Source organism: Neisseria gonorrhoeae, assembly GCF_003315235.1.
GTDB classification, from domain to species: domain Bacteria; phylum Pseudomonadota; class Gammaproteobacteria; order Burkholderiales; family Neisseriaceae; genus Neisseria; species Neisseria gonorrhoeae.
Genome location: NZ_QNRU01000012.1, coordinates 20,925 through 41,685, shown reverse-complemented (window position 1 = coordinate 41,685; position 20,761 = coordinate 20,925). Strand labels below are relative to the sequence as shown.

Sequence of the window (20,761 nt, the reverse complement as noted above, 5' to 3'; positions counted from 1 at the left end):
TGAAAACGCATCTTTATTCAAATGAATGCCCACTTCGCCTTCACTGCGCCGCCGAACGACTGAATAATCGGCTTCAGCAGCGCGTATTTCGTTTTCAAAGCAGCCTTGTTGACCACCAGGTAGCTGGAAATGTCGACGATGTGTTCGACTGCCTCCAAGCCGTTTGCCTTCAAGGTGTTTCCCGTCGAAACCAAGTCCACAATCGCATCGCTCAAGCCGACCAGCGGCGCAAGTTCCATCGAGCCGTACAGTTTGATAATGTCCACATGGACACCCTTGCCGGCAAAATGAGATGCCGCGATTTCAGGATACTTCGTGGCAATCTTCAGACGGCATCCGGGTTGCGAAGCGGCTTCGTAATCAAACCCTTTACGCACAGCAACCATCATGCGGCACTTGGCAATCTCCAAATCCAAAGGTCGGTAAAGCCCCGTGCCGCCGTGTTCGATCAGCACGTCTTTGCCCGCAATGCCGAAGTCCGCCGCGCCGTAGCGGACATAAGTCGGCACATCGGTTGCGCGGACAATGACAAGGCGGATGTTTTCATGGTTCGTCCCGATAATCAGCTTGCGCGATTTTTCGGGCTCTTCAGTCGGAGCAATGCCGGCAGCGGCAAGCAGCGGCAGCGTCTCCTCAAAAATGCGCCCTTTGGATAAGGCGATGGTCAAAGCATTATCCTGCATGGTGTGGATGTCCTTTGTCGGTTGAAACAATAATGCCGTCTGAACAGGCACCGGCGGTGCAGACGGCATACGGTTTTATCAGAGCAGGGTCCTTACATCGGCAGCAATCGTTTCCGGCTCGCTTCCGTAAGGCGAGAAAATGGCAACCTCACCGTTTTTATCGATAAGATACGCACCGGAAGAGTGGTCGACCAAATAGTTTTCGCTGTCGTCTTTTTGATTGATTTTGGCAGAAACCACGCGGTATTGCTGCTTGATGACCGGCAGGTTTTGACCGCCCGTTGCCGTCAGACCGATAAAGTCCGGATTGAACTGTTTGGCATACTTGCCGATGATTTCAGGCGTGTCGCGTTCCGGATCGATGCTGACGAACACCACTTTCACGTCCTTAGCCTGCCCGCCCAACTGCTTCAAAGTGTCGCTGTACGTCAAAAGCTCTGTCGGGCAGACATCGGGACAGTGCGTAAAGCCGAAAGACAGAATCACGACCTTGCCTTTCAAATCGCTCAGGCTGAAAGGCTTGCCTTCGCCGTCGGTCAGCGTGAAATCGCCGCCGATGTCTTCCTTACGCATATCCGTACCGCGCGTTTGCGGCTTTGCCGCATTTTCCGCAGCCGGCGCGGATGCACTTGAAGAAGCGGCTTGCGCCGCACTGTTGTCTTGAGGTTTGCAGGCGGCAAGCGCGGCAAGTACGAAAACGCCCGGCAAAAAGGAACGCGGTACGGAAAACATGACAATCTCCCAAGAATAAATAGAAAAACCTGATTCGTACGGAATTTGAATATTTCCATCTTAACGCGTTTGGCAGATTTAATGTAGTATTTTTTTACGTTGTCCGTACGGCAGGAATTGCCGAATCATACAGAATCTTTGGAGCGGAAAGAACAGTAAGATTAAAATAATAAAAATTCTATTTAAAATCAAAAACAAAATAAAAACAGATAAAATAATTTCAAAAAAAGGTTTACAGAATCTCAAAATCCATTATAATGGCAATTTCTTCACCAGCCCAGGTGGCGAAATTGGTAGACGCAGGGGACTCAAAATCCCCCGCCGCAAGGTGTGTCGGTTCGAGTCCGACCCTGGGCACCACAACCGCTTTTGGAGCGGTTATTTTTTTGTCTATTGCTGTTTAATGAAATAGATAAGACTAAATATAGTGGATTAAATTTAAACCGGTACGGCGTTGCCTCGCCTTGCCGTACCATCTGTACTGTCTGCGGCTTCGTCGTTTTGTCCTGATTTAAATTTAATCCACTATACAATCAATATATTTAAGTCGTTGTTAGCCCTCTTGGTTCTGTCAATGCCGTCCGGTGCAATGAGCCATTTTCAGGAAGTATGGTTGGGAATATTTTTGATATATCAAAAATAAAATCAAGTTCAATCAATATCCCGAGTGAAACCCTGTAAATTTTAAAATTCTTGATACTTTCACATCTGCCCCCATGCAAACTGTCAACAATTTCCATCTTTCAAAAAAGGTACTCCTGATTTTATTCTTTTAAAATCAATCAATAATTTCTCCGCTTTCAAAAAAATTTCTCCGCTTTCAAAAAATATTAAAAGATGAAAGATTTTTCTTGATTGAACTGTCGGTTTGCGTTATCGTTTTTACTCTTTTTCACAAACTCTGTGTTCCTTTCCAATTGATTGGATAATCTGTCTGTTGCCGTGTTCCCCCAATGCGCGTACCCTAAATCGCTGCTTGGTGGAATTGCATTACAGGTGCTGTGGCAAAGCGGTTTGTCCCTATTGGTTTGAAACCGTATAAAAGAGGTCGTTATGCAGTTATCAGGCGCGCAAATCATAGTGCAGAGTCTCAAAGCCGAAGGCGTCGAGTACGTTTTCGGTTATCCCGGCGGTGCGGTTATCGAAATCTACGATGCCCTGTTCCAACTCAATAAATTCAAACACATTCTTACCCGCCATGAGCAGGCGGCAGTACACGCGGCAGATGCGTATGCGCGCGTCAGCGGTAAGGTGGGCGTGGCATTGGTTACATCCGGCCCGGGCGTTACCAATGCGCTGACCGGTATTGCTACTGCCTATACGGATTCGATTCCGATGGTGGTCATCAGCGGACAGGTAGGCAATTCCCTGATTGGTACGGATGCGTTCCAAGAAGTTGATACGGTGGGTATTACCCGTCCGTGCGTCAAACACAATTTCTTGGTTACGGACATCAATGAGTTGGTGGAAACCATTAAAAAGGCGTTCCAAATTGCCGCAAGCGGCCGACCGGGGCCCGTGGTGCTTGATGTCCCGAAAGATGTTACGCAGGCGATGGCGAAATTCAGCTATCCTCAGGAAGACATTTTTATCCGTTCGTATCAACCGGTTGTTCAAGGGCATATCGGTCAGATTAAAAAGGCCGTGCAGATGTTGGCATCTGCCAAACGCCCGGTCGTCTATTTTGGCGGCGGCGTGGTGTTGGGTAATGCTTCTGAAGAGCTGACCCGATTTGTCCGAATGACGGGTGCTCCGTGCACGGGTACGCTGATGGGCTTGGGCGCTTATCCTTCCGGCGACCGCCAATTCCTCGGTATGCTCGGTATGCACGGTACTTACGAGGCAAACCTTGCCATGCAGAATGCGGATGTCGTTCTTGCCGTAGGTGCGCGTTTTGACGACCGTGTGGTTTCCGTACCGTCCAAATTTTTCGAGAAGGCGAAGAAGGTTATCCATATCGATGTCGATCCTTCCAGCATCGCCAAACGCGTGAAGGCGGACATTCCGATTGTCGGCGACGTGAAAAACATTTTGTCCGAGATGGTTGCGCTGTGGCAAAAACAAGAGTCCGTGCCGTCTGAAGATGCTTTGGGCAAATGGTGGAAAACCATAGAGGAATGGCGTTCCCGCGATTGCTTGTGGTTTGACAACGGCAGCGAAATTATCAAGCCCCAATATGTGATTCAGAAGCTTGCCGAGATTACCGGCAATTCGGCAATCATCACATCGGATGTAGGGCAGCATCAAATGTTTGCGGCTCAATATTATCCTTTCGAACGTCCGCGCCAATGGCTCAACTCCGGCGGTTTGGGTACGATGGGCGTGGGTCTGCCTTATGCGATTGGTGCAAAACTTGCCGCCCCGGATCAAGACGTATTCTGTATTACCGGCGACGGCTCGATCCAGATGAACATCCAAGAGTTGTCCACCTGTTTCCAATATCGGATTCCGGTTAACGTCATTACGCTGAACAACGGTTATCTGGGTATGGTACGCCAGTGGCAGGAAATATATTACGGCGGTCGAGAGTCGGAAACCTATTTCGATTCTTTGCCCGATTTCGTCAAACTTGCCGAGGCATACGGCCATATCGGCATCCGCGTGGACAAGAAATCTGATGTGGAAGGTGCCTTGTTGGAAGCATTGAACCAAAAAGACAGGCTGGTGTTTATCGACTTCCTGACCGACCAGAAACAGAATGTGATGCCTATGGTCGGCAACGGCAAAGGTTTGGACGAAATGGTACTTCCGCCGCATATGCGTACGGACGGAAAGGCGTAAGGAGAGGCAAATGCGACATATCTTATCTGTTCTGATCGAAAACGAATCAGGTGCGATGAGCCGCGTGGTCGGTTTGTTCTCTGCACGCGATTACAATATCGATTCTTTGGCGGTTGCGCCGACCGAAGACAAAACCCTGTCACGGATGACCATCGTTACCCACGGCGACGAGCAGGTTATCGAACAAATCACCAAGCAACTCAATAAATTGATTGAAGTGATTAAAGTGGTCGATTTGAACGAAAGCCGTTTTGTCGAACGCGAACTGATGTTGGTAAAAGTCCGTGCCGCCGGCAAAGACCGCGACGAATTTTTACGCTTGACCGAAATCTACCGGGGCAGCATCATCGACGTAACCGACCGCAGCTATACGATTGAAATTACCGGCTCGACCGACAAGCTGGATTCCTTTTTGGAAACGGTCGGACGCGCCCAAATTTTGGAAACCGTACGTACAGGTGCGGCCGGCATCGGTCGCGGTGAGCGTATTTTGAAAATTTAACGCCGTAACCTTTCAGACGGCATGGTATTTGAATGCCGTCTGAAAAACGAACGGCAGGAGAGATTTATGTCGAACATTAAAATTGTCGCACTGGTTACCGTCAAACCGGAATACACGGAAACACTGGCAGCACAGTTTAAAGAACTGGTCAAAGCCAGCCGTGCGGAAGAGGGCAACATCAGCTACAATCTCCATCAGGAAATCGGCAAACCGAACCGTTTTGTTTTCGTGGAAAATTGGAAATCCCAAGCAGCTATTGACGAACATAATGCCAGCGCGCATTTCCAAGCCTTCGTCCAGTCCGTCGACGGCAAAACCGAAGCGTTGGAAATCGTATTGATGAATGAAGTTGCCGTTTAAGCGGCACACTCTGTTTAACCCGTCCGAAGCCGCTCAACATTTTAAGGCTTCGACAACCATTTACCTTAAAGGAAATCAAATGCAAGTCTATTACGATAAAGATGCCGATCTGTCCCTGATCAAAGGCAAAACCGTTGCCATCATCGGTTACGGTTCGCAAGGTCATGCCCATGCTGCCAACCTGAAAGATTCGGGTGTAAACGTGGTGATCGGTCTGCGCCACGGCTCTTCTTGGAAAAAAGCCGAAGCAGCCGGCCATGTTGTTAAAACCGTTGCTGAAGCGACCAAAGAAGCCGATGTCGTTATGCTGCTGCTGCCTGACGAAACCATGCCTGCCGTCTATCACGCCGAAGTTGCAGCCAATTTGAAAGAAGGCGCGACGCTGGCATTTGCACACGGCTTCAACGTGCACTACAACCAAATCGTTCCGCGTGCCGACTTGGACGTGATTATGGTTGCCCCCAAAGGTCCGGGTCATACCGTACGCAGTGAATACAAACGCGGCGGCGGCGTGCCTTCTCTGATTGCCGTTTACCAAGACAATTCCGGCAAGGCCAAAGACATCGCCCTGTCTTATGCGGCTGCCAACGGCGGCACCAAAGGCGGTGTGATTGAAACCACTTTCCGCGAAGAAACCGAAACCGATCTGTTCGGCGAACAAGCCGTATTGTGCGGTGGCGTGGCCGAGTTGATCAAAGCAGGTTTTGAAACCCTGACCGAAGCCGGTTACGCGCCTGAAATGGCTTACTTCGAATGCCTGCACGAAATGAAACTGATCGTTGACCTGATTTTCGAAGGCGGTATTGCCAATATGAACTACTCCATTTCCAACAATGCGGAGTACGGCGAATACGTTACCGGCCCTGAAGTGGTCAATGCTTCCAGCAAAGAAGCCATGCGCAATGCCCTGAAACGCATCCAAACCGGCGAATACGCAAAAATGTTTATCCAAGAGGGTAATGTCAACTACGCGTCTATGACTGCCCGCCGCCGTTTGAATGCCGACCACCAAGTTGAAAAAGTCGGCGCACGACTGCGTGCCATGATGCCTTGGATTACGGCCAACAAATTGGTTGACCAAGACAAAAACTGATTGTTTTCAAACGGGACTGCCTACACATCGTGTAGGCAGTTTGTTATATGGATACCGTCTGAACATCGTGTTCGGACGGTATCTGTGTTGCGGATGAATTTAAACAGGCACAGTTCTGTCAGTCGCCCAGAGCCGCGACCATTACCGCTTTAATCGTGTGCATACGGTTTTCCGCCTGATCGAACACGATGCCGGCCGGACTTTCGAATACTTCTTCTGTAACTTCCACACCGTTCAGCCCGAAGGTTTCGTAAATCCATTCGCCGACTTTGGTTTCGCGGTTGTGGAAGGCGGGCAGGCAGTGCATGAATTTGACTTGCGGATTGCCCGATGCCGCCATCAGTTCGGGCGTAACGCGGTAATCTTTCAGCAAATCGATGCGTTCCTGCCAGACTTCTTTCGGCTCGCCCATGCTGACCCATACGTCAGTATGAATGAAACCGACACCTTTGACGGCTTCATGCGCGTTTTCGGTCAGGGTAATTTTTGCACCGGTTTCTTTGGCGGCGGCGTGTGCGGCGGCGATAATGCCTTCAGACGGCCACAGGCTTTGAGGTGCGCCGATACGCACGTCCATCCCCAATTTTGCCCCTAAAATCAGCAGGGAATTGCCCATGTTGTAACGCGCGTCGCCGACGTAGGCAAACGCGGTTTGGTTCAAAGGTTTGCCGCTGTGTTCGCGCATAGTCAGTGCGTCGGCAAGCATTTGTGTGGGATGGAACTCGTTGGTCAGCCCGTTGAACACGGGTACGCCCGCATATTTTGCCAATTCTTCGACAGTTTCCTGAGCGAAGCCGCGATATTCGATGGCATCGTACATTCTGCCTAAGACGCGCGCCGTGTCTTTGATGCTTTCTTTGTGCCCGATTTGGCTGGCGGACGGTTCCAGATAGGTTGCATCCGCGCCTTGGTCGCGTGCGGCGACTTCAAACGCACAGCGTGTGCGCGTGGATGTTTTTTCAAAAATCAGGGCGATGTTTTTCCCTTTCATCCGCTGAATCTCGCGCCCTGCCTTTTTGGCGTCTTTCAACTCGGCGGCAAGGTCGAGGTAGGCGGTGATTTCTTCCGGCGTGAAGTCCAAAAGTTTCAGAAAATGGCGGTTTTTCAGGTTCACTGTCGTTTCCTTTATGTGGGGGCGTGAACGCCGTATTTGCAGCGTTTGCGGAAAGAAGGGTTAGCGGAATGTTGCAATGCCGTCTGAAGGTTGTTCAGACGGCATTGCGGTCAATCCCTTACTCCATACGGATGACGGGGATCAAACATTCACGGTCTCGGCTACTTCGTTGTAGCTGTCGATTTCGTTGAAGTTCATATAGCGGTAGATTTTATCGCCCTGTTCGTTGATGATGCCGATATTGGCTTGATATTCTTCAACGGTCGGGATTTTACCCAGTTTGGAGCAAATCGCCGCCAACTCTGCCGAGCCGAGGTAAACGAAGGTGTTTTTACCCAAGCGGTTCGGGAAGTTGCGGGTCGAAGTGGACATGACAGTTGCACCTTCGCGTACTTGGGCTTGGTTACCCATACACAACGAACAGCCCGGCATTTCCATACGCGCGCCGGCGCGGCCGAGTACGCCGTAGTGACCTTCGTCGGACAACTCTTTCGCGTCCATTTTGGTCGGCGGCGCTACCCACAGGCGGACGGGGATGTCGCTCTTGCCTTCCAAAAGTTTGGAGGCGGCGCGGAAGTGGCCGATGTTGGTCATACAAGAACCGATGAACACTTCGTCGATTTTGGTGCCGGAGCGTTCGGACATAAAGCATACGTCGTCCGGGTCGTTCGGGCAGGCGATAATCGGCTCTTTGATGTCGTCCATGTTGATTTCAATCACGGCGGCGTATTCGGCATCTTTATCCGCTTCGAGCAACTCGGGATTTGCCAGCCATTTTTCCATAGCTTTGATGCGGCGTTCCAAAGCGCGCGGATCTTGATAGCCGTTGGCAATCATATTTTTCATCAACACGACGTTGGATTTCATGTACTCGATAATCGGCTCTTTATTGAGCTTCACGGTACAGCCGGCGGCGGAGCGTTCGGCGGATGCGTCGGTCAATTCAAAGGCTTGTTCCACTTTCAAATCGGGCAGGCCTTCGATTTCGAGGATGCGGCCGGAGAAGATGTTTTTCTTACCGGCTTTGGCAACGGTCAGCAAACCTTGTTTAATCGCGTAAAGCGGGATGGCGTTCACCAAATCGCGCAGGGTTACGCCCGGTTGCAGCTTGCCGCTGAAACGTACCAATACGGACTCGGGCATATCGAGCGGTATTACGCCCGTTGCGGCGGCAAAAGCGACCAAGCCTGAACCTGCGGGGAAGGAAATACCGATGGGGAAACGGGTGTGGCTGTCGCCGCCTGTACCGACTGTATCAGGCAACAGCAGGCGGTTGAGCCACGAGTGGATGACGCCGTCGCCCGGACGCAGGGACACGCCGCCACGGGTAGAAATAAAGGCGGGCAGTTCTTTATGGGTTTTTACATCGACAGGTTTCGGATAGGCAGCGGTGTGGCAGAAAGACTGCATCACCATATCGGCGGAGAAGCCCAAACAAGCCAAGTCTTTCAACTCGTCGCGGGTCATCGGCCCGGTCGTATCTTGCGAGCCGACCGTCGTCATGCGCGGTTCGCAGTAAGTACCCGGACGCACGCCTTGTCCTTCGGGCAGACCGCAGGCGCGACCGACCATTTTTTGCGCCAAGGTGAAACCGACTTTGCTTTCGGCAGGCGCTTGCGGCAGGCGGAATGCAGTAGAGGCAGGCAGTTTCAGGGCTTCGCGCGCTTTGGCGGTCAGACCGCGACCGATAATCAGGTTGATACGGCCGCCGGCTTGCACTTCGTCCAGCAATACTTGTGATTTCAATTCAAACTCGGCAACAGTCTCGCCGTTTTTCACGATTTTACCTTCATAAGGAAGGATATTGACGACATCGCCCATTTTCAGCGCGGAAACATCGACTTCAATCGGCAGCGCGCCGGAGTCTTCTTGAGTGTTGAAGAAAATCGGCGCGATTTTACCGCCCAAGCACACGCCGCCGAAGCGTTTGTTCGGCACGAACGGGATGTCTTCGCCGGTATGCCAAATGACGGAGTTGGTCGCGGATTTGCGTGAAGAACCGGTACCGACCACGTCACCGACGTAGGCAACCGGATGGCCTTTGGCTTTGAGTTCTTCCAACAATTTAATCGGACCGACTTCGCCCGGTTTGTCGGGCGTGATGCCGTCGCGCGGGTTTTTCAGCATGGCCAGCGCGTGCAGCGGAATATCGGGACGACTCCACGCGTCGGGCGCGGGAGAGAGGTCGTCTGTATTGGTTTCGCCGTCAACTTTGAAGACGGTAACGGTGATTTTTTCGGGAACTTTGGCACGGGAGGCGAACCATTCGGCATCTGCCCAAGATTGCAAAACTTCCTGCGCGTATTTGTTGCCTTTTTCGGCTTTTTCCTGAACGTCGTGGAAGGAATCGAACATCAGAAGCGTATGTTTCAAGCCTTTGGCGGCAATGGGCGCGAGTTTGTCGTCGTCCAAGAGTTCGATTAAGGCGTGGATATTGTAACCGCCGAGCATCGTACCTAAGAGTTCGGTCGCATATTTGGGGGAAACCAGCGGGCTGGATGCGCTGCCTTCGGCAACGGCAGCCAGGAATGAGGCTTTGACTTTGGCGGCATCGTCCACACCGGGCGGAACACGGTGGGCAAGCAGCTCGACCAAGAACTCGCCTTCGCCTGCGGGCGGGTTTTTCAGCAGCTCAACCAAATCGGCGGTTTGCTGCGCATTCAAAGGGAGGGCGGGAATGCCGAGGGCGGCGCGCTCGGCGGCGGCTTTACGATAGGCTTCTAACATCTCTTTGTTCCTTTTTCCGTTTTTCTTTTGTCGGGTTGCAAATGATCTGCGTTAAATATTGTAAACAACATTTGTACCGCTATCATAGACTAGTTTTAACAAAAATGGAACTGTTATGACAGGTAATGTATAGTGGATTAAATTTAAATCAGGACAAGGCGGCGAAGCCGCAGACAGTACAAATAGTACGGCAAGGCGAGGCAACGCCGTACCGGTTTAAATTTAATCCACTATAATAGGGAACGGCTATATGTCTGCGGGAATGTGTCAATGAAAACAAATGCCGTCTGAAGAGAGGTTCGGACGGCATTTGTTCAACGTTTTTCCTGTTTGCGTATCAGCCAAACAGCGAGCAAGGCGAAGGCTATGGTAGGCAGTGCGCCGGCGAGGAAGGGTGGGGTGCCGTAGAGTTGGCTGGTAAACCCGAAGAGCCTGCCGGCAAGGTGGAACAGCAATCCGAGACAGATGCCGCCGAAGAGTTTTAAGCCCATATTGCCGTGGCGCGTGGTTTGCGGCGTAAAGGCGAAGGCAACGAGCGCCATGACCCATGCGGCGACGGGGTAAACGAGTTTACGCCACCATGCGATGGCGTAGATTTGGGTGTTTTGGCTGTTGTTTTGGAGGTGGCGGATGTAGGTGGTCAGCTCGCCGACGGACATTTGGTCGGGCTTGACGAGCAATACGTCCATCAGGTTGCGTCTGACGGCAATCGGCCAAGTTTCTTCGGCGGCGGCGGATGTTTCGATTTTGTCTGTACCCATGATGCTGCGGCGGATGTTTTTCAACTGCCAGCTGCCGTCGCTGTTCAAAACGGCGGAATCGGCTTCCACTGCCTCTGCCAATTCGTTTTTATCGTTGCGCGCCCAAATTTTGATGCCCAAAAGCGTATGGTCGGGCAACATTCCGCGCACATTGATAATGCTGTTTTTTTCTTTCAGCCAAAGGCCGGTATGGCCGGTGCTGATTTTGCCGTTAATGGCGGCGGCTTTGATGTTTTCGGCTTTTTGGCTCAGCGTGGGCGCAACCCATTCGCCGAGCGCGACGGCGGCAATAGCAAAAATAAAACCGAACTGAGACAGAATCAACAGCAGCTTTTTGGTGCTCATGCCGCTGGCTTTGATGACGGCCAGTTCGCTGCCGGCGGCAAGCTGGCTGAGAGAGGCCAGTCCGCCGATGAGGACGGCGAGGGGCATGAGTTCGTAGGCGCGGGCGGGCATTTTGAGGGCGGTGTAGCCCAGCATTTCCCATATGCCGTAACTGCCTTTGCCGAGGTTGCCGGTTTCGTACAGGATTTCAAAAAAGCTGTACAAAGCGAGGAAGGCAAGGAGCGCGTAAACCGCCATAACCGCCATTTGGCGGATGATGTAACGTGAAATCAGGTTCATTTTCCGCCTTTCAATGTCAGACTTTTGCCAACCGCCTGCCAGAAGGGCTGGCTGGGCATACTGCGGACGCGCAGAAGTACGATTGCGATGACGAACATGATGATGTGCATAGGCAGCAGTCCGAGCCAAAAATGGATTTTGCCGTCTTCCACGGCTTCAAAAAGCAGGGTCAGCCCGTTTTGGTAAATTAAAAACAAACCGATGGCAATCAAGATATTGTAGGTATGTCCGCTGCGCGGGTTGAAATAGGAAAGCGGCACGGCGAGTAGGCAGAGCAGGAGGACGCTGACGGTCAGCGAGATGCGCCACATCAATTCTGCCTGATGTTGCGGATTGCTGCTGCCAATCAGTTGGGCGGTCGAAATGGTGCGGCGGTGGGAAACGGGGTCGATAAGTTTGGGCGTGGTGCTGATAATCAGGTTGAGTTTTTGGAAGGAAACCTGATTGTAGTCGGCGCGTCCGGGCGTGCCGCTGTAACGGTAGCCGTGGCGCAATTCGAGCGTGCGTTTGTTGTCGTTCAGCGAGAAGTTACCTTCTTTGGCGAAGATGATGTTGTCGCCGCCGTTTTTGTCCTGTTCGCGCAGGAACAGGTTTTTCATGATGCCGGATTCGGTGTCAAAGGTTTCGACGAAATAAACCCTGCCGTTGCGCTTGCCCAAGTTATTGAACTCGCCGGCTTCCACCAAAGACAATTCCTGCTTCTGCTTCAAAATTTCGGCATATTCGCGGTTGCGCAGTTCCGCCCACGGTATCACCCAAAGCTGCATGACGGCAATCAGGATGGCAAACGGCACGGCAAACTGCATGACGGGGCGTATCCACTGTTTCAACGCCAATCCGCAGGATAGCCAGACCGACATTTCGCTGTCGCGCCAGTAGCGGGTCAATACGGTCAGCGTGCTGATGAATGCGGTCAACACCAGCAAAAGCGGGGTCATACCGATGACCCAGAAGCCGACTAAGGCCAACACGGCATCGATGGCGACACGCCCGTCAGCTGCGCGGCCAAGCAGGTTGATCGCCTGCGTGGACACCAACACCGCCAAGAGGACGACGAAAATGCCGACGGCGGTAAAAGAGAGTTCTTTGATGAGGTTTCTTTGATAAATCATAAAATCGCGGTCAGGGGGGCGGTAAGCGGTTCGGCGCAGGCGGATTGTCCGCGCAAGGTTTCAGACGGTGCTTCAAAAAATGGGGTACAATCGTGCCAGCCGTCTTCAGACGGTCTTTTGAGCGAAAGGCCGTCTGAAAACTACCGACAACCGTCTCAATCAGGAGAATAAACGTGGAATTTAGCACAAAAACCGAAATCTTGCAGGAACAGCAGGCAGGCGCGCAGTTATTTGTCTGTGCCGACAAAGCACCCGAGCACAACACCGCCGCACATGCGCTCTTCTCTGCTTTGGAAGAGGGTCAGAATTTTTCCGACACCAAAATCCCGACGGACAACGGTTTGCAGGCAGTCGCCGTCGTCCGCCTCGAAAAAACCGACCGCGCCGCGCTGAACAAAGCCGCCGCCGAAGCCGCCAAATGGGCGCAAAATCAAGAAACGGTCAATGTGGACGTTCACGCCTTTGATGAGGCGCAAGCAGCAGCCGTTGCCGAAGCTTTTGCCATCGCGTTCGGCAACGCTGCATATCGTTTCGACCGCTACAAAAAAGAAGCCAAGCCCGCCAAATTTTCGCAAGCCGTGTTCCACAGCGCACACGAAGCCGCCGTCAAAGAAGCCCTGCGCGTTGCCGAAGCACAAGTTTACGGACAAAGCCTCTGCCGCGACTTAGGCAATGCCGCACCGAACGAATGCACGCCTGAGTTCCTCGCACGTACCGCCAAAGCCGAAGCCGAGAAACTGGGCGCGCACGCCAAAATCATCGAAAAAGACTACATCAAAGAAAACATGGGTTCGTTTTGGTCGGTTGCCAAAGGCAGCGTCGAAGACCCATATTTGGTTGAACTGAGCTATTTCGGTGCGGCCGACAAAGAAGCCGCGCCTGTGGTATTGGTCGGCAAAGGCATTACCTTCGACACCGGCGGCATTTCCCTCAAACCCGGCCTGAACATGGACGAAATGAAGTTTGACATGTGCGGCGCGGCAACCGTCATCAGTACCTTCTGCGCCGCCGTCAAACTGCAACTGCCGATCAATCTGATTGCCATCGTCGCCACTTGTGAAAACATGCCTTCCGGTGCAGCCAACAAACCGGGCGATGTTGTGAAAAGTATGAAAGGGCTGACGATTGAAGTGTTGAACACCGATGCCGAAGGCCGTCTGATTTTGTGCGACGCGCTCACTTACGCCGAGCAGTTCAAACCCAAAGCCGTCATCGATGTCGCCACCCTGACCGGCGCGTGCATCGTCGCCTTGGGGCACGATGTCAGCGGCGTGATGGGCAATAATCAGGATTTGATCGACAGCCTGCTTGCCGCTTCCTACAACGTGGACGACAAAGCGTGGCAACTGCCGCTCTTTGAAACCTACAAAGACCAGCTCAAATCCAACTTTGCCGACATCCCCAATATCGGCACGCCCGGCGCGGGCACGATTACCGCCGCAACATTCCTGTCCTATTTCACCGAAGGCTACCCGTGGGCGCACCTTGACATCGCGGGTACGGCGTGGAAATCCGGAGCGGAAAAAGGTGCGACCGGCCGCCCCGTACCGCTGCTGATGAACTATCTGCGGAATCTTTAATTTTGCCACAATGCCGTCTGAAGCTTTTCAGACGGCATCATCCTGTCAAATGCTCAAACAATATGCCGAAAGTTACCTTTTATACCCATGTTGACCAAATCCCCCTTTTTACCTGTCGGTTGATTGCGCGCGCTATCCGAGACGGCGGCAGGATACTGGTGTGGTCCGACTCGTTCGGGCGGCTTCAGGAATTGGACAAAATGCTTTGGCAATACGAGGCCGAGAGTTTTATTCCGCACGAAATTTGGGAAACGGAAGAAGCCATGCCGTCTGACACATCCGTCCTGCTTGCCTGCGACGGCAATCTGCCCCGAATTCCCGAAGGCATGGCCGTTTTGAACCTGTCCGACGGTTTTTGGAACACCGCTTCGGTCTTGCCCGCGCGCGTTTTGGAAATCGTCGGCAACAGCCTGGAAGATCTCGCCGATGCGCGCGAACGCTTTACCGCCTACCGCCGAAGCGGTTTTGCCATCGAACATCACGGCATGGAGGGCAAGGCATGAAATGCCGTCTGAAATGCCGCATTTACAAAATTTAAACAGGCTTGATTCTATTTGATTAAAATTTCCTTATCGGTTGAACCCCGCCACTTGGACATCTGTCCTTCGGGGCGGTAGAATCAAACCTTATTTTGGAAGGTTCAATCCCTTCCAAAACAGGGCAACACACAGATTGACGCTTTATGTGCCATCCTGTGTGTTGAAACATTCAAACTCGGCTATAATCCCGTTTTTCCGACTTTATCGACAGCGAAGATCCATCATGAACACCATTTTCAAAATCAGCGCACTGACCCTTTCCGCCGCTTTGGCGCTTTCCGCCTGCGGCAAAAAAGAAGCCGCCCCCGCATCTGCATCCGAACCTGCCGCCGCTTCTGCCGCGCAGGGCGACACCTCTTCAATCGGCGGCACGATGCAGCAGGCAAGCTATGCGATGGGCGTGGACATCGGACGCTCCCTGAAACAAATGAAGGAACAGGGCGCGGAAATCGATTTGAAAGTCTTTACCGATGCCATGCAGGCAGTGTATGACGGCAAAGAAATCAAAATGACCGAAGAGCAGGCCCAGGAAGTGATGATGAAATTCCTGCAGGAGCAGCAGGCTAAAGCCGTAGAAAAACACAAGGCGGATGCGAAGGCCAACAAAGAAAAAGGCGAAGCCTTCCTGAAGGAAAATGCCGCCAAAGACGGCGTGAAGACCACTGCTTCCGGTCTGCAGTACAAAATCACCAAACAGGGTGAAGGCAAACAGCCGACAAAAGACGACATCGTTACCGTGGAATACGAAGGCCGCCTGATTGACGGTACCGTATTCGACAGCAGCAAAGCCAACGGCGGCCCGGCCACCTTCCCTTTGAGCCAAGTGATTCCGGGTTGGACCGAAGGCGTACGGCTTCTGAAAGAAGGCGGCGAAGCCACGTTCTACATCCCGTCCAACCTTGCCTACCGCGAACAGGGTGCGGGCGAAAAAATCGGTCCGAACGCCACTTTGGTATTTGACGTGAAACTGGTCAAAATCGGCGCACCCGAAAACGCGCCCGCCAAGCAGCCGGATCAAGTCGACATCAAAAAAGTAAATTAAGTCCGAATCCATGCCCGAAACAGGTTTTCGGGCATTTTTACGGCAAATGCCGTCTGAAGCCACCAAACAGCGGTTCAGACGGCATCCCTTTCAAAAGCGCACCATTATGAAAAACATCGTCATCCTGATTTCCGGACGCGGCAGCAATATGCAGGCAATCGTCAATGCCGCCATTCCCAACGTCCGCATTGCCGCCGTGTTGAGCAACAGCGAAACGGCTGCCGGTTTGCAATGGGCGGCCGAACGCGGCATCCCGACCGAGAGCCTGAATCATAAAAACTTTGAATCACGACTTGCCTTCGATACGGCCATGATGGAAAAAATCGACGCATATCAACCCGATTTGGTGGTTTTGGCAGGTTTTATGCGGATTCTGACCCCTGAGTTCTGCGCCCATTACGAAGGCAGGCTGATGAACATCCATCCGTCCATCCTGCCCTCGTTCACCGGGCTTCATACGCACGAACGCGCTTTGGAAGCAGGTTGCCGCGTTGCCGGCTGTACGATTCATTTCGTTACGGTCGAGCTGGATTGCGGCCAGATTGTATCGCAAGGGATTGTGCCGATACTTGACGGCGATACGGCAGACGATGTTGCCGCCCGGGTTTTGGCTGTCGAACACAAACTCTATCCGAAAGCCGTTGCCGATTTTGCCGCCGGCCGCCTGATTATCGAGGGAAACCGTGTCAGAAATTCGGAAAACGCCGATGCCGCCCGTTTCCTGACGGCGTAAACCGGGCGGGAGCAAATGATGAAGACTTTTAAAAATATATTTTCCGCCGCCATTTTGTCCGCCGCCCTGCCGTGCGCGTATGCGGCAAGGCTACCCCAATCCGCCGTGCTGCACTATTCCGGCAGCTACGGCATTCCCGCCACGATGACATTTGAACGCAGCGGCAATGCTTACAAAATCGTTTCGACGATTAAAGTGCCGCTATACAATATCCGTTTCGAGTCCGGCGGTACGGTTGTCGGCAATACCCTGCACCCTGCCTACTATAAAGACATACGCAGGGGCAAACTGTATGCGGAAGCCAAATTCGCCGACGGCAGCGTAACCTACGGCAAAGCGGGCGAGAGCAAAACCGAGCAAAGCCCCAAGGCTATGGATTTGTTCACGCTTGCCTGGCAGTTGGCGGCAAATGACGCGAAACTCCCCCCGGGTCTGAAAATCACCAACGGCAAAAAACTTTATTCCGTCGGCGGCCTGAATAAGGCGGGTACGGGAAAATACAGCATAGGCGGCGTGGAAACCGAAGTCGTCAAATATCGGGTGCGGCGCGGCGACGATACGGTAACGTATTTCTTCGCACCGTCCCTGAACAATATTCCGGCACAAATCGGCTATACCGACGACGGCAAAACCTATACGCTGAAGCTCAAATCGGTGCAGATCAACGGACAGGCCGCCAAACCGTAAATCGGTTTTCAGGCGGTTTTTTGCCGTTTTGTCCATATTTCTGTATAAGCCGCTTGAAATTGTTTACAATAACGCCATATGCAAAGCGGTTTTAACGCTATTTTCGGGAATGACACCATGCAGGTTACATCAAAATGGATAGACGGAATGTGTTTTGTCGGCACGGCGGAAGGCGGGCACAGCGTCGTTATGGAGGGATCGGCGGCAGAAGGCGCGGCCAAGCGCGGGCCCAGCCCTTTGGAAATGCTGCTGTTGGGGGTGGCGGGCTGTTCGAGCATCGATGTGGTGATGATTGCCGAAAAACAGCGTCAGAAAGTGACTGACTGCCGTGCGACGGTTACGGCGAAACGGGCGGACGATGCGCCGCGCGTGTTTACCGAAATCCACATCCATTTCAAGGTAATCGGGCATGATTTGAAAGAATCGGCCATTGAGCGCGCCGTTCAGATGTCTGCCGAAAAATACTGTTCGGCTTCGATTATGTTGGGCAAAGCGGCAAAGATTACCCACAGTTTTGAAATTGCCGGGGCGGAGAAATAGGCATCGGGCGGCATTATGGGGAAACGGCTGATGCCGTCTGAAGGGGAAAGGTGCGGCAGGCAATCCGGAGGCGCATAGAAAAGCAGATATATTCGGACTGCACCTCCCGAATATATCTGCCTGCTGTTTCCTCTTTATTCAGCCTTTATAATACTTGGACTTGTCGGGGTATTGTGCAGGCTTGATTCCGGATTGTCAACAATTTTCGGTCAAATTTTAAATGCCGCGTTTTAAAATGATGCCCGCCTGATTTTGCGGGCGGGCGGAAGGCGGGAATCCCGTTATTTTAAGCCATATATTAATTTATTGAATTAAAATAAATTTGTGCAATATAGTGGATTAACAAAAACCAGTACGGCATTACCTCGCCTTGCCGTACTATTTGTACTGTCTGCGGCTTCGTCGCCTTGTACTGATTTAAATTTAATCCACTATACTTTAATTTCTCCTACACGATTTGAAACACAGCCGTCTTAAAACATCTTAAAAAATTTGAAAGCGTAAAAATACGGAAAACATCATGAACTTTGAAAACGACGACATTATCCATGCGCCGACCACGTCTTCCCTGATTCTCGAAGAGCGGCACGATTCGGAGCTGTTCCGTGTTTACGCCCTGATTTTGGACGGCATTACCGATCAGGTGCTGCTGCCCGGCAAAAAGCTGACCGAATCCGAACTTTGCCGTCAGATGGTGTGTTCGCGCAACACCGTCCGCGGCGCGCTGTCGCTTTTGGCGCACGACAAGATTGTCGATTTGCAACCCAACAGGGGCGCGTTCGTCCACGTTCCCGATTTGAAAGAAATGCAGGATGTGTTCAATGCGCGCATCGAAATGGAGACGATGATTTTGAACATCCTCGCCGGCCTGCCGGATTTGGAAACGCGCCTCAAGCCGCTTTATGCGATGATAAGGTGCGAAGAAGAGGCCTCCGGCAGGGGCGACCGCGTCGGCTGGAACCGCCTGTCCAATGCCTTCCACGTCGAACTGGCGCGCCTGGTGGGCAACGATGTGCTGTTCGACATTATGAACACGCTGTGCGCGCGGTCTTCCCTGATTGTCGCCGTGGCGGGCGTGCATCGTGAGAAAAAACACGCCATCAATACGCATACGCATTCCGAACACCGCGAAATCCTCGACCTGCTGCTGGCGGGCAGGCGCAACCGCGTGGTCAAAATCCTGCGCCGCCATTTGGGCAACTGTATGGAGCGTTTGGAAAAGACTTTGGAAGATTGAATGCCGGAGCGGATAAGCCGCCTGAACCTTCAGGCGGTTTTTTAATGGCGAACCTGATGCCGTCTGAAATATGGATGCGGGTATCTGCAATTTTCAGACGGCAATTTTTAAGCCGCACATATCATGCGGCAATAAAGGAGGGTAGGGGATGAGCAGCCTGATGACGTTGTTTTCGGTATTGGTACCGATGTTTGCCGGATTTTTTATCCGTGTTCCCAAGCCTTACCTGCCCGCTTCGGACAAGGTGCTGTCGGTTTTGGTGTATGCCGTGCTGCTGCTGATCGGCGTATCGTTGTCGCGCGTGGAGGATTTGGGTTCGCGGTTGGGCGATATGGCGTTGACGGTTCTGTGGCTGTTTGTTTGTACGGTAGGGGCGAACCTGCTTGCCTTGGCAGTGTTGGGAAAGTTGTCCCCGTGGCGGATAGGGGGAAAAGGGAAGGGCGTTTCGGTCGGCGTGTCGGGCAGTGTGAGGCAGCTCGGATGCGTACTGATCGGTTTTGTGTCCGGCAAATTGATGTGCGATATTTGGATGCCGTCTGAAAACGCGGGTATGTACTGCCTGATGCTGCTGGTGTTCCTCATCGGCGTACAGCTCAAAAGTAGCGGCGTATCGTTGCGGCAGGTTTTGCTTAACCGGCGGGGCATCCGGCTGTCGGTTTGGTTTATATTGTCATCTCTTTCAGGCGGGCTGCTGTTTGCCGCATCGGCAGATGGTGTGTCGTGGACGAAAGGTTTGGCGATGGCTTCCGGCTTCGGTTGGTATTCCCTCTCGGGTTTGGTAATGACCGAGGCTTACGGGGCGGTATGGGGCAGCATCATGCTGCTGAACGATTTGGCACGAGAGCTGTTTGCACTGGCATTTATTCCGCTGCTGATGAAGCGTTTTCCGGATGCGGCGGTGGGGGTCGGCGGCGCGACCAGTATGGATTTCACATTGCCCGTAATTCAGGGTGCGGGCGGTTTGGAAGTCGTGCCGGTAGCGGTCAGCTTCGGCGTGGTGGTCAATATCGCCGCCCCGTTTCTGATGGTGGTGTTTTCCACGCTGGGCTGAACGCGGTAAAATCGGCATCCCGATGCAAGGAAGCAAAAAACGATGAAACCGAAAATCCAAAGGCATGGAGAGATTTTAAGCCTTGTCCGCCGGCATCAGTTTATGTCGGTGGACGAGCTTGCCGCCGCATTGGACGTTACCCCGCAGACGATACGTTGCGACATCCGCGAGTTGGAGGAGGGCGGCAGCCTGAAACGCCATCACGGCGGCGCATCTTCGGGCGGAAACTTGCCGGAGGGTCTGCCCGCCGACCGCCAAACCCGGTGTCAAAACGAAAAAAACGCCATTGCCCGGCTGATTGCGGAACACATCCCCGACGGTTCGTCGCTGTTCGTCAGTATCGGTACGACCATGGAAGCCGTGGCATCAGAGCTGGTGAAGCGGCGCAGCAGCCTGCGGATTATTACCAACAATATCCACGTCGCCTCCGTCGTTTCGGCACGTACGGATTACACGGTCATCATCACATCCGGCGTCGTCCGCCCTTTGGACGGCGGTATTACCGGCGTGGCGACCGTCGACTTTATCAACCAGTTCAAAGTCGATTATGCCGTGATGAGCACGCACGGCGTGGAAAGCGACGGTTCGCTTTTGGATTACGATTACAAGGAAGTCAGCGTCATGCAGGCGATGATTGCCAACGCGCGCGTCCGTTTTCTCGGCGTGGATCACAGCAAATTCCGCAGCAACGCGCTGGTCAGGCTCGGCGGCATTACGGCGTTTGACAAAGTATTTACCGACAGGTTGCCTGATACCGCGATGCAGAAGATGCTGAAAGAGGCGGGGGTGGAATGCCTGATTGCCGATGCCGTCTGAACGCTATGTCAAAGCGCGCAAGTCGGGTACAATAAACACATCATCAA

20 protein-coding genes, 1 tRNA gene and 1 pseudogene are annotated in these 20,761 nt (G+C 52.7%); 15 read left to right on the top strand and 7 right to left on the bottom strand.

Translation table 11 applies throughout. The features are described 5' to 3' along the window. Window positions 1–17: 17 nt before the first annotated feature. Together hisG and DFR77_RS06770 are read right to left on the bottom strand one after the other, a co-directional pair. The gene (gene hisG / locus DFR77_RS06775; protein ID WP_003699227.1) at window positions 18–683 is read right to left on the bottom strand and encodes an ATP phosphoribosyltransferase; all 666 of its coding nucleotides are present in this window, start codon (window positions 681–683) and stop codon (window positions 18–20) included. Window positions 684–761: 78 nt separating this feature from the next. Beyond that, window positions 762–1,415, bottom strand: coding sequence for an SCO family protein (locus tag DFR77_RS06770; RefSeq protein WP_003689689.1), 654 nt, complete (start codon window positions 1,413–1,415; stop codon window positions 762–764). Window positions 1,416–1,690: 275 nt separating this feature from the next. Between DFR77_RS06770 and DFR77_RS06765 the strand changes: the two genes are divergently transcribed. Then, window positions 1,691–1,775: transfer RNA gene (locus DFR77_RS06765), tRNA-Leu, on the top strand. Between the two features lie 56 nt (window positions 1,776–1,831). Here the strand turns inward: DFR77_RS06765 and DFR77_RS13770 are convergent. Then, a pseudogene (locus DFR77_RS13770) lies at window positions 1,832–1,945 on the bottom strand (IS5/IS1182 family transposase); the annotation flags it as partial. Window positions 1,946–2,468: 523 nt separating this feature from the next. Between DFR77_RS13770 and ilvB the strand changes: the two are divergent. The 4 genes from ilvB to ilvC all read left to right on the top strand — a co-directional run bounded on the left by ilvB (window position 2,469) and on the right by ilvC (window position 6,151). Beyond that, window positions 2,469–4,196 (top strand): biosynthetic-type acetolactate synthase large subunit, encoded by a 1,728-nt coding sequence (ilvB, locus tag DFR77_RS06760; RefSeq protein WP_003689687.1) that lies wholly within the window; start codon window positions 2,469–2,471, stop codon window positions 4,194–4,196. A 10-nt stretch (window positions 4,197–4,206) separates the two neighbouring features. Next, the gene (ilvN, locus tag DFR77_RS06755; protein WP_002212817.1) at window positions 4,207–4,698 is read left to right on the top strand and encodes an acetolactate synthase small subunit; all 492 of its coding nucleotides are present in this window, start codon (window positions 4,207–4,209) and stop codon (window positions 4,696–4,698) included. Between the two features lie 66 nt (window positions 4,699–4,764). Beyond that, window positions 4,765–5,058: a putative quinol monooxygenase gene (locus DFR77_RS06750; RefSeq protein ID WP_003689684.1), complete on the top strand. Its 294-nt coding sequence runs from the start codon at window positions 4,765–4,767 to the stop codon at window positions 5,056–5,058. 79 nt (window positions 5,059–5,137) lie between these two features. After that, complete coding sequence (ilvC, locus tag DFR77_RS06745; RefSeq protein ID WP_003689683.1) at window positions 5,138–6,151, top strand: ketol-acid reductoisomerase; 1,014 nt, start codon at window positions 5,138–5,140, stop codon at window positions 6,149–6,151. Between the two features lie 118 nt (window positions 6,152–6,269). Here the strand turns inward: ilvC and DFR77_RS06740 are convergent, their stop codons facing one another. The 4 genes from DFR77_RS06740 to lptF all read right to left on the bottom strand — a co-directional run bounded on the left by DFR77_RS06740 (window position 6,270) and on the right by lptF (window position 12,489). Then, window positions 6,270–7,265: an ornithine carbamoyltransferase gene (locus DFR77_RS06740; protein WP_003690657.1), complete on the bottom strand. Its 996-nt coding sequence runs from the start codon at window positions 7,263–7,265 to the stop codon at window positions 6,270–6,272. Between the two features lie 141 nt (window positions 7,266–7,406). Continuing rightward, complete coding sequence (acnB, locus tag DFR77_RS06735) at window positions 7,407–9,992, bottom strand: bifunctional aconitate hydratase 2/2-methylisocitrate dehydratase (protein WP_003689681.1); 2,586 nt, start codon at window positions 9,990–9,992, stop codon at window positions 7,407–7,409. A 314-nt stretch (window positions 9,993–10,306) separates the two neighbouring features. Next, window positions 10,307–11,377 carry an LPS export ABC transporter permease LptG gene (gene lptG / locus DFR77_RS06730; protein WP_003689680.1) on the bottom strand — a complete coding sequence of 357 codons (1,071 nt, stop codon included), beginning with the start codon at window positions 11,375–11,377 and terminating at the stop codon, window positions 10,307–10,309. Next, window positions 11,374–12,489, bottom strand: a complete 1,116-nt coding sequence (gene lptF, locus DFR77_RS06725) for an LPS export ABC transporter permease LptF (protein WP_003689679.1) — start codon at window positions 12,487–12,489, stop codon at window positions 11,374–11,376. Before lptF ends, lptG begins: the two co-directional genes overlap by 4 nt. Between lptF and DFR77_RS13345 the strand changes: the two genes are divergently transcribed. The 10 genes from DFR77_RS13345 (at window position 12,478) to DFR77_RS06675 (ending at window position 20,714) form a co-directional block, all read left to right on the top strand. Beyond that, entirely contained in the window at window positions 12,478–12,660 is a 183-nt protein-coding gene (locus tag DFR77_RS13345) for a hypothetical protein (protein ID WP_003704788.1), read from the top strand. The genes lptF and DFR77_RS13345 overlap by 12 nt on opposite strands. Window positions 12,661–12,662: 2 nt before the next feature. Next, window positions 12,663–14,069, top strand: coding sequence for a leucyl aminopeptidase (locus DFR77_RS06720; protein ID WP_003689678.1), 1,407 nt, complete (start codon window positions 12,663–12,665; stop codon window positions 14,067–14,069). 62 nt (window positions 14,070–14,131) lie between these two features. Then, entirely contained in the window at window positions 14,132–14,572 is a 441-nt protein-coding gene (locus tag DFR77_RS06715; RefSeq protein ID WP_003706740.1) for a DNA polymerase III subunit chi, read from the top strand. Between the two features lie 259 nt (window positions 14,573–14,831). Further along, window positions 14,832–15,650, top strand: coding sequence for an FKBP-type peptidyl-prolyl cis-trans isomerase (locus DFR77_RS06710; protein ID WP_003697530.1), 819 nt, complete (start codon window positions 14,832–14,834; stop codon window positions 15,648–15,650). Window positions 15,651–15,756: 106 nt separating this feature from the next. After that, complete coding sequence (gene purN, locus DFR77_RS06705) at window positions 15,757–16,383, top strand: phosphoribosylglycinamide formyltransferase (RefSeq protein ID WP_113852065.1); 627 nt, start codon at window positions 15,757–15,759, stop codon at window positions 16,381–16,383. A 15-nt stretch (window positions 16,384–16,398) separates the two neighbouring features. Continuing rightward, window positions 16,399–17,070: a DUF3108 domain-containing protein gene (locus DFR77_RS06700; RefSeq protein ID WP_003689669.1), complete on the top strand. Its 672-nt coding sequence runs from the start codon at window positions 16,399–16,401 to the stop codon at window positions 17,068–17,070. A 117-nt stretch (window positions 17,071–17,187) separates the two neighbouring features. After that, complete coding sequence (locus tag DFR77_RS06695) at window positions 17,188–17,610, top strand: OsmC family protein (RefSeq protein WP_003689668.1); 423 nt, start codon at window positions 17,188–17,190, stop codon at window positions 17,608–17,610. Window positions 17,611–18,130: 520 nt separating this feature from the next. Continuing rightward, the gene (locus DFR77_RS06685; protein WP_003689664.1) at window positions 18,131–18,847 is read left to right on the top strand and encodes a GntR family transcriptional regulator; all 717 of its coding nucleotides are present in this window, start codon (window positions 18,131–18,133) and stop codon (window positions 18,845–18,847) included. Window positions 18,848–18,995: 148 nt separating this feature from the next. After that, entirely contained in the window at window positions 18,996–19,898 is a 903-nt protein-coding gene (locus DFR77_RS06680) for a LysO family transporter (protein WP_003689662.1), read from the top strand. A gap of 42 nt (window positions 19,899–19,940) precedes the next feature. Further along, window positions 19,941–20,714, top strand: a complete 774-nt coding sequence (locus DFR77_RS06675) for a DeoR/GlpR family DNA-binding transcription regulator (RefSeq protein ID WP_003692243.1) — start codon at window positions 19,941–19,943, stop codon at window positions 20,712–20,714. The last annotated feature ends 47 nt before the right edge of the window (window positions 20,715–20,761 follow it).